Source organism: Paenibacillus gorillae, assembly GCF_000513275.1.
GTDB classification, from domain to species: Bacteria; Bacillota; Bacilli; order Paenibacillales; family Paenibacillaceae; genus Pristimantibacillus; species Pristimantibacillus gorillae.
On record NZ_CBVJ010000087.1, the window covers coordinates 1 to 8550 of the forward strand.

8 protein-coding genes are annotated in these 8550 nt (G+C 50.4%); 2 read left to right on the forward strand and 6 right to left on the reverse strand.

All coding sequences use genetic code 11. From position 1 onward, the window contains the following. Positions 1 to 11: 11 nt before the first annotated feature. The 6 genes from sufB to TY10_RS15130 form a co-directional block, all read right to left on the reverse strand. Positions 12 to 1409: a Fe-S cluster assembly protein SufB gene (sufB, locus tag TY10_RS15105; RefSeq protein ID WP_042165054.1), complete on the reverse strand. Its 1398-nt coding sequence runs from the start codon at positions 1407 to 1409 to the stop codon at positions 12 to 14. Between the two features lie 29 nt (positions 1410 to 1438). Further along, positions 1439 to 1870, reverse strand: a complete 432-nt coding sequence (sufU, locus tag TY10_RS15110) for a Fe-S cluster assembly sulfur transfer protein SufU (RefSeq protein ID WP_042165057.1) — start codon at positions 1868 to 1870, stop codon at positions 1439 to 1441. After that, positions 1857 to 3083: a cysteine desulfurase gene (locus TY10_RS15115; RefSeq protein WP_042165059.1), complete on the reverse strand. Its 1227-nt coding sequence runs from the start codon at positions 3081 to 3083 to the stop codon at positions 1857 to 1859. The genes sufU and TY10_RS15115 overlap by 14 nt, the downstream gene beginning before the upstream one ends. Then, positions 3080 to 4387: a Fe-S cluster assembly protein SufD gene (sufD, locus tag TY10_RS15120; RefSeq protein WP_042165062.1), complete on the reverse strand. Its 1308-nt coding sequence runs from the start codon at positions 4385 to 4387 to the stop codon at positions 3080 to 3082. Before sufD ends, TY10_RS15115 begins: the two co-directional genes overlap by 4 nt. Positions 4388 to 4408: 21 nt before the next feature. Continuing rightward, positions 4409 to 5188, reverse strand: coding sequence for a Fe-S cluster assembly ATPase SufC (gene sufC / locus TY10_RS15125; RefSeq protein ID WP_042165066.1), 780 nt, complete (start codon positions 5186 to 5188; stop codon positions 4409 to 4411). Between the two features lie 282 nt (positions 5189 to 5470). After that, positions 5471 to 6079 (reverse strand): DUF1802 family protein, encoded by a 609-nt coding sequence (locus TY10_RS15130; RefSeq protein WP_042165069.1) that lies wholly within the window; start codon positions 6077 to 6079, stop codon positions 5471 to 5473. 153 nt (positions 6080 to 6232) lie between these two features. On the opposite strand from TY10_RS15130, the gene mtnK reads away from it, so the two are divergent. Continuing rightward, positions 6233 to 7447, forward strand: a complete 1215-nt coding sequence (gene mtnK / locus TY10_RS15135; RefSeq protein ID WP_042165072.1) for an S-methyl-5-thioribose kinase — start codon at positions 6233 to 6235, stop codon at positions 7445 to 7447. 36 nt (positions 7448 to 7483) lie between these two features. After that, positions 7484 to 8536, forward strand: a complete 1053-nt coding sequence (mtnA, locus tag TY10_RS15140; RefSeq protein ID WP_042165075.1) for an S-methyl-5-thioribose-1-phosphate isomerase — start codon at positions 7484 to 7486, stop codon at positions 8534 to 8536. The last annotated feature ends 14 nt before the right edge of the window (positions 8537 to 8550 follow it).

Genomic DNA, 8550 nt, shown 5'->3' on the forward strand with positions numbered 1-8550 from the left:
TCTGTGATTTCTTAACCGATCGAACCTTCCATCTCGAACTTGATGAGACGGTTCATCTCAACCGCATATTCCATTGGAAGCTCTTTCGTGAACGGCTCGATGAAGCCCATGACGATCATTTGCGTCGCTTCAGCTTCGCTCAGGCCGCGGCTCATCAGATAGAACAGCTGATCCTCCGATACTTTCGATACCGTCGCTTCATGCTCCAGCGTAATGTTGTCGTTCATGATCTCGTTATATGGAATCGTATCGGACGTTGATTCATTGTCGAGAATGAGCGTATCGCACTTGATGTTAGCCTTCGAACCTTCAGAGTTACGTCCGAACGATGCAACACCACGGTACGTTACTTTGCCGCCATGCTTACTGATCGATTTCGACACGATTGTCGAAGTCGTATCCGGTGCAAGGTGATGCATTTTCGCGCCTGCGTCTTGATGCTGGCCTTTGCCCGCTACAGCGATGGACAATACCATACCTTTCGCGCCGCGTCCTTTCAGAACGACAGCCGGGTATTTCATCGTCAGCTTGGAGCCGATGTTGCCGTCAACCCATTCCATCGTCGCGTTTTCTTCTGCAACCGCACGTTTTGTAACGAGGTTGTAGATGTTTGGCGCCCAGTTCTGGATAGTTGTGTAACGGCAACGAGCATTTTTCTTAACGAGAATTTCAACAACGGCGCTATGCAGCGAGTTCGTGCTGTATACCGGAGCTGTACAGCCTTCTACATAATGCACGAAGCTGTCTTCATCAGCAACGATAAGTGTACGCTCGAACTGACCCATGTTCTCGGAGTTAATACGGAAGTAGGCTTGCAGCGGTACTTCGCATTTGACGCCTTTAGGAACATAGATAAAGCTGCCGCCCGACCAAACCGCACTGTTCAAAGCGGCGAATTTATTGTCGGTACGCGGAATGATCGTGCTGAAATATTCTTTTACAAGATCCGGATATTCACGAAGAGCGGTATCCATATCGGTAAAGATAACGCCTTGCTTCTCCAGGTCCTCTTGCATGCTGTGGTAAACGACCTCGGACTCGTATTGAGCCGAAACGCCGGCAAGGAACTTTTGCTCTGCTTCAGGAATACCCAGCTTATCGAACGTTTCCTTAATTTCTTGCGGTACTTCTTCCCAAGTTTTTCCTTGCTTCTCGGATGGCTTGACATAATATTGGATATCATTGAAATCCAGATCATCCATGTTGCCGCCCCAATTTGGCATTGGCATTTTGTTGAATTGCTCCAGCGATTTCAGGCGGAATTCCAGCATCCATTCCGGTTCGCCCTTCATCTCGGAAATCGTGCGAACGATTTCTTCCGTCAGACCTTTACCGGATTGGAATACGGCTTTGTGCTCATCGCGGAAACCATACTTATACTCTTCCATTTCGGGCATTGATTTAGCCATTGCATTCACGCTCCTTATTCATAATGATGTTATTCGTGTTGATGCTGCTGCTCGATGCCTTTGCGCAAAGCATTCCAGGCGAGCGTTGCACATTTAATTCTGGCAGGAAATTTATTGACACCCGACAACGCTTCAATATCTTCGTTCTCGACAAACTCGACAGGCTCACCCTTCATCAGGCCGGAGAAACGTTCAGCAAGACCAATCGCTTCCTCATACGTTCTGCCCTTGACGGCTTCCGTCATCATCGATGCGGAGCTTAAGCTGATGGAACAGCCTTCCCCGCTGAATTTCGCGTCGACAACTTTCCCGTCTTCCACTTGCAGCTGGAGCGAGATGCGATCGCCGCACGTCGGATTGTTTAAATTGATCGTAACGGCTTCGGCATCAAGCGTCCCGCGGTTTCGTGGATTTTTATAATGATCCATGATCACTCTGCGGTATAAATCATCCAATTGCATAGCCGAAGAACTCCTTTGTTTTGAGAAGGCCGTCCACCAAACGGTCTACTTCCTCCTCTGTATTGTATAGATAAAAGCTTGCTCGTGCTGTGGAGGATACATTCAGCCAACGCATCAGCGGCTGGCAGCAGTGATGGCCTGCGCGAATCGCAATACCTTCAGCGTCTAATACCGTCGAGACGTCATGGGGATGAATATCATCTACGTTAAACGTAATGAGGCCCACCCGGTTCTCTTTCGGACCATAAATCGTCACGCCGTCGATCGTTGACAGTCTGTCATAAGCATATGCGGCAAGCCGCTTCTCATGCTGATCGATTTCGTCCATGCCGATCTGCTCCAGAAAATCGATAGCAGCTCCGAGACCAACAGCCCCGGCAATAATCGGCGTACCGCCCTCGAATCGATACGGAATATCCTTCCATGTCGATTCATACAGATCGACCGTATCGATCATTTCGCCGCCGAATTCGATCGGCTCCATGTTCGAGAGCAAAGCTTTCTTGCCATACAAAGCGCCAATACCGGTCGGTCCGCACATTTTATGTCCGGACAACGCGTAGAAATCGCAATCGATATCCTGCACGTCAACCTTCTTATGCGGCGTGCTTTGTGCGCCGTCAACGACCATAACAGCGCCGTTGCGGTGAGCAATGGACGTAATCTCCTTAATGGGATTGACGCCGCCCAGCACGTTGGAGACGTAAGTGACAGCGACAACCTTGGTGTTAGCTGTAACTGTCGCCTCCACGTCGGCAAGCGAGATCGTGCCGTCAGGCTGAAGCGGAATATATTTCAATGTCGCTCCAGTTGCTTTGGCTGCCTGCTGCCAAGGGATAAGATTCGCATGGTGCTCCATCGGCGTAATGACGATTTCGTCGCCTTCTTTGCACACGGAGCGGGCGTAGCTGGAAGCAACCAGGTTCAAAGCTGTTGTCGTGCCGCGCGTAAAAATAATTTCTTCTGGCGCAGCCGCATTCAGAAACTTCGCAACCTTTTCCCGTGCCCCTTCATAGGCATCCGTCGCACGCGAACCGAGCGTATGAACGCCGCGGTGCACGTTCGCATGATCTTGTTCATAATAACGACTTACCGCATCAATGACGGAACGCGGCTTCTGGGAAGACGCCGCGCTGTCCAGATAAACGAGCGGATGCCCGTTTATCTCCTGATGCAGTATCGGAAAGTGCTCCCGTACCGCCTCTATATTCATCCTTCTAGCTTCCTTTCGAGCAAGCGCTGAAGCTGCTCGCGTACCGCATCAATCGGAATCTCCGATACGACAGGCGCCAAAAATCCGTAAATAATTAATCGTTCAGCGTCTTGCTTGGTAATACCACGGGACATCAGGTAGTAAACCTGCTCCGGATTAACCTGTCCAACGCTTGCTGCGTGACCCGCTTTTACATCATCTTCGTCAATCAGAAGAATCGGGTTGGCGTCGCCGCGCGCTTTCGGGCTAAGCATCAGAACTTTCTCTGTCTGCACGCCGTTCGCTTTCGTTGCGCCTTTCTCGATCTTCGTAATGCCGTTGATAATCGCTGTTGCGCTGTCTTTCATAACGGCACGAGTAACCATGTCGCTCTCCGAGCTGCGCCCGAAGTGAACGGCTTGCGTCGTCAAGCTCATTTTTTGATCGTTTTGTCCGATCGTGATTACTTTAGCGTCCGAATTCGAGCCGTTGCCTTTTAGGTGGGAAGTTGTGTCCGACAGCGTGTTGCCATCGTTCAAGTCCCCGATTACCCATTCCATCCGACCGTCATTCTCGATAATCGAGCGGCGAAGCGTAAGATCGACACCGTTGTCGGCCATATGATGAATGGAGCCAAAACGTACGTGTGCGCCCGATTTCACGAACACTTCTACAACCGAGTGATGAACAAACGGTTCTGTAGTTGTTCCTGGCTCGGATACAACGTAATCCACGTAAGTCACTTTGCTGTTGCTTTCCGCAACAATGAGAATATGCGGTGCAAAAGCAGCTTCGGATTTATTGTTAAACAGGATCGCTTGCAGCGGCAGTTCAACCTCTACATTGCGCGGCACGTATACGAATACGCCGCCGTTCCAGAGCGCTGCGTGCAGCGCAGTCAGTTTATTGTCGCCTTTATCGATTGCTTTGAACAAATAAGGCTGAACCAGATCGGCATGCTCCTTGCATGCGGTCTCCAGATCGGTGAAAATAACGCCTTTAGCCGTCAAATCGGCCGACAGCTGCTTCCAAGCAATGCTGGAGTTTTGCTGTACGATCAGGCTTTCCGTTCCTTCTGCCACCAGTTCCGTTACAACGCTCGGCAATTCGCCGACCGATGCTGCCGCTTGTCCTTGCTCATAATTGCCAACCGCCGTCAGATTCCAACGGTCAATGCGAATTTTTTCCGGCTTCGGCCATTCCAGCGTTCCGGCAAGCTCAGCTGCTTCGCCGCGCAAATCAACGAGCCATTGCGGCTCGCCTTTGCTGCGAGCAAGCGCCTCTGCGGATTGACGGTCAGTCGGAGTCGATAATTGTGTACTCATCCGTTATGCCCCCTTCTCCGCTTAAGCCTGGCCGACCGTTTCGTCTACGATGCCCAGTTCTTCTTTAACCCAATCATAACCTTCGTTCTCTAAACGCTGTGCCAGTTCAGGACCGCCTGATTTCACGATGCGGCCTTGCATCATAACGTGAACGAAATCAGGAGTAATATAGTTCAGCAACCGCTGATAGTGAGTGATAATCAAGAAACCGCGATCTTCGGAACGCATCGCGTTAACGCCGTTCGACACGATTTTGAGCGCATCGATGTCAAGACCGGAATCGATCTCGTCAAGTACGACGATTTTCGGGTCCAGCAGCGTCATTTGCAGGATTTCATTCCGTTTTTTCTCGCCGCCGGAGAAGCCTTCGTTCAAGTAACGGTGCGCGAATTCAGGGTTCATCTCCAACTCTTTCATTTTGCCTTCCATTTGGCGAATGAATTTGATCAGCGAAATTTCATTGCCTTCTTCGCGGCGGGCATTGATCGCACTGCGCAGGAAGTCGGAGTTCGTAACGCCTGGAATTTCACTTGGGTACTGCATAGCCAGGAACAGGCCGGCGCGAGCGCGCTCGTCCACGCCCATTTCGAGCAGGTCTTCGCCATTCAATACAGCTGTGCCTTCTGTTACTTCATATTTCGGGTGACCCATCAGTGCGGACGCCAGTGTACTTTTACCTGTACCGTTTGGTCCCATGATTGCGTGAATCTCCCCGCCTTTAATCTCGAGGTTGATTCCCTTTAAAATTTCTTTTCCTTCGATGGCTGCTTTCAGGCCGTCGATGACAAATTGCGTTGCCATAATATGCTTATCCCTCCATGGTTGGTATAGTCGGCTCGTGCCACTCTATAATCAACAACAACGGTCTTATAGTAAAAGATAAAACAGCGATTCCGCAGATTGTACCGCTTATCTTCCAACGCTAGATACTAGCGCTCGCCGAGTCAAAAAACGATGCTCGTAAGACGTTATATAGTTGTAGAGTGATTCTCAATGATTCTCAATAATCATTTTATTATAAGTTTTGTTATAAAGCAATCCGAGAAGCTCTGCGGGGTGAAAATATATGAACCAAATGTCGAATCAGCCAGCAATTGCCGCCTTGATTTCAGCAATTTTCGCCTGCAGCTCAGGCTCTGGAATTACCTGCTTCATAGACGGAACCGGCAACGCAGAAATTTCCGCCGTGCCTGTCTCCTCCGCTAGCTGTACCCAAGATTTGCAGCCCGTAAACGATGGAAGCAGCGGGAGCTCAATAGGGTTGTCCAGCCGGAAGACGCGCAGCAGCAGCAGATGGAGCGGCTTCGTCCGCTTCCATTTCAACCGTTCTTCGGCGAAATCATCCGCCCAAATGTGAAAATCACGCAGCCGGTTCAGCGTCTCCTGATCCGTTATGTCGATATCTTCAACCGCTTCAGCATACGCTTCTATTACCATCGTATCCGGATGCTGCTTCCATTCTTCAAGCGTCCCCTGAATTTGCCCCTGATGAGCCTCCTTGAGCAGATGCTCTTTCTGATGCTCATATGCGGGCATTAAGTAAAAGCCGGGACTGCGAAGACTAAAGTCTCTCGTCTCCTCCACGATGCCGCCTTTACGCATGACAAGCATCAGTTTCCCTTCTTTCAGCGCTTGAACCGTGACCGCCCACTCCTTCAGCGCGACCGGAAAACGCTCTACTGCCTCTGACAACAATATCCCTCCAAACTAAACTTGTCCTTTGTCTTATTCCATTATATCATTTGTAGGTATTCCAAGGCGAAAAATTATCCGTTATACTAAGCGGAGTAGATTACTAGGCATTACGGACTAAAATGAATCTTATACTATCGGAGGTGGACATCCATGTCTGCTTATCATCCTTTAACGGAGCAAGAAGCCATTGAAATTGCCCGTACAGTCGAAGGTATTTTTCCGGAAGGGGCTGCACTCCAATCCCGTGAGATTGGCGACGGAAATTTAAACCTTGTTTTCCATATTACAGATCCTGCAAGCGGGAAAAGCTTAATAATGAAGCAAGCCGTGCCTTATGCTAAAGTAGTTGGCGAATCCTGGCCGCTCACGCTGGACCGGGCCCGGATTGAAAGCGAGGCGCTGATCCTGCAAAACGAGCTTGCGCCTGGACTCGTCCCAACCGTTTACAAATACGATGCTGATCTAGCTCTTACCATTATGGAGGACTTGAGCGATCATATTATTATGCGACATGGCCTGATTAAAGGTGAAAGCTATCCTAAATTTGCCGAGGACATTACGACGTTCATGGCGAAGACGTTGTTCTTCACTTCCGATCTGGGCAAAAACCAGCAGGATAAAAAGCTGCTGGTCAAAAATTACGTGAATCCAGACCTGTGCAAAATTACAGAGGACCTGGTTTTTGATGATCCCTACACCGTGACGGAAAACAATAACTATGAAGCGGCAATCGAAGATGCGGCAGCAGCTTTGCGTGAGGACGGGGAGCTCCATCTGGAGGTCGCTCTGCTCCGGGCAAAGTTCCTCACCAGCACGCAGGCGCTGCTTCACGGCGATCTTCATACGGGCAGCGTATTCGTAACCAAAGATTCAACAAAGGTTATCGATCCGGAATTTGCTTACTATGGACCGATTGGCTTTGATGTTGGTGCCGTTATTGCCAACCTGCTGCTGAACTATGCAGGACAGGGGCATTGGATTCAAGACCCGTCCGAGTTGTCTAAATTCCGCGGTTACCTGATTGAATCCGTTCGCGACATCTGGACGAAATTCGATTCCAAATTCCGCGCGCTGTGGGATGAGCACGGTATCGACCGTCTCTTCAACTCCGCTGCGGGCTACAAAGATTTGTATATGAAGTCATTGCTTCAAGATGCTATCGGCTTTGCAGGCTGCAAAGTCGTTCGCCGTATCGTCGGCTTATCTCATGTAGCTGACATCGACCGGATTCCTGATGCTGCTGGCCGTGAGCGTGCACAGCGGCTCGCACTGGAAATCGGTACGTCGCTCATTAAATTCAACCGCAAGGCGGATTCCATTGAGGAAGCCATCGATATCGTATTGTCCGCTGCCGCTAAGCAGTAATATTACAAGTCGCTTCAAGAGAAAGGAATTTGCATCATGACAACTGATTATGTAGGGCTGCAATCCGTTATTTGGTCAGAGGATAAACTCGACCTGCTGGATCAACGGCTTTTGCCTGAAGAAATTGTATATTTGCCGCTGACAACCTCCGAGGATGTGTGGGAAGCGATCCGCCATTTGAAAGTCCGCGGTGCACCAGCAATCGGCATCTCCGCCGCTTACGGCGTTTTCCTTGGCAGCCGCAATGCTTCGACATCCGATGAGTGGTTGGAGCAAGTTCGCAAGGAAGCCGAGTATCTCGCTACTTCGAGACCGACGGCCGTTAACTTGTTCTGGGCGCTGGACCGGATGAAAGCCCGTGCTGCAGCTATTATGGAGAGCGGTCTGCCGCTTGAAGCAGCCAAAAAAGCGCTGCTTAACGAAGCTGTTGCGATCCAGAGCGAAGACGAGGAGACGAACCGTTCCATCGGCGAGCACGCGCTTACGCTGTTTGAAGCAGGCAACGGCGTCCTCACGCACTGTAATGCCGGCGGTCTGGCCACTGCCAAATATGGCACGGCACTTGCTCCCTTCTATCTGGCGCAAGAACAAGGCATTCCGCTTCGCGTCTTTGCTGACGAGACCCGTCCGGTTCTTCAAGGCGCCCGCTTGACTGCATTCGAGCTGCAGCAGGCTGGCGTAGACGTTACGCTCATTTGCGATAACATGGCTGGAATGGTCATGTCAAAGGGCTGGATCGACGCCGTTATCGTCGGTACGGACCGTGTAGCGGCTAATGGCGACGTTGCGAACAAGATTGGTACCTACAGCGTTGCCGTATTGGCGAAAGCGCATGGCATTCCATTCTATGTGGCGTGCCCGATGTCGACGATTGACCTGAACACGCCTACCGGTGCGGAAATTCCGATCGAAGAGCGTAATGCTGAGGAGATTACGGAGGGCTTCGGCAAACGTACCGCTCCTCAAGGCATCAAAGTATTTAATCCGGCTTTCGATGTGACGCCAAACGATCTAGTTACGGCAATCATTACGGAAAAAGGTATTATCAAAGCGCCTTATGATGTAAACTTGAAAAACCTGTTTACCTAAACTAAAAACGCCTG

Excerpts from the sequence above, each read along its gene's own strand:
- TY10_RS15115 (WP_042165059.1), bottom strand. The coding sequence starts at position 3,083 with ATGAATATAGAGGCGGTACGGGAGCACTTTCCGATACTGCATCAGGAG.
- sufU (WP_042165057.1), bottom strand. The coding sequence starts at position 1,870 with ATGCAATTGGATGATTTATACCGCAGAGTGATCATGGATCATTATAAA.
- mtnK (WP_042165072.1), top strand. The coding sequence starts at position 6,233 with ATGTCTGCTTATCATCCTTTAACGGAGCAAGAAGCCATTGAAATTGCC.
- mtnA (WP_042165075.1), top strand. The coding sequence starts at position 7,484 with ATGACAACTGATTATGTAGGGCTGCAATCCGTTATTTGGTCAGAGGAT.
- sufC (WP_042165066.1), bottom strand. The coding sequence starts at position 5,188 with ATGGCAACGCAATTTGTCATCGACGGCCTGAAAGCAGCCATCGAAGGA.
- sufB (WP_042165054.1), bottom strand. The coding sequence starts at position 1,409 with ATGGCTAAATCAATGCCCGAAATGGAAGAGTATAAGTATGGTTTCCGC.
- sufD (WP_042165062.1), bottom strand. The coding sequence starts at position 4,387 with ATGAGTACACAATTATCGACTCCGACTGACCGTCAATCCGCAGAGGCG.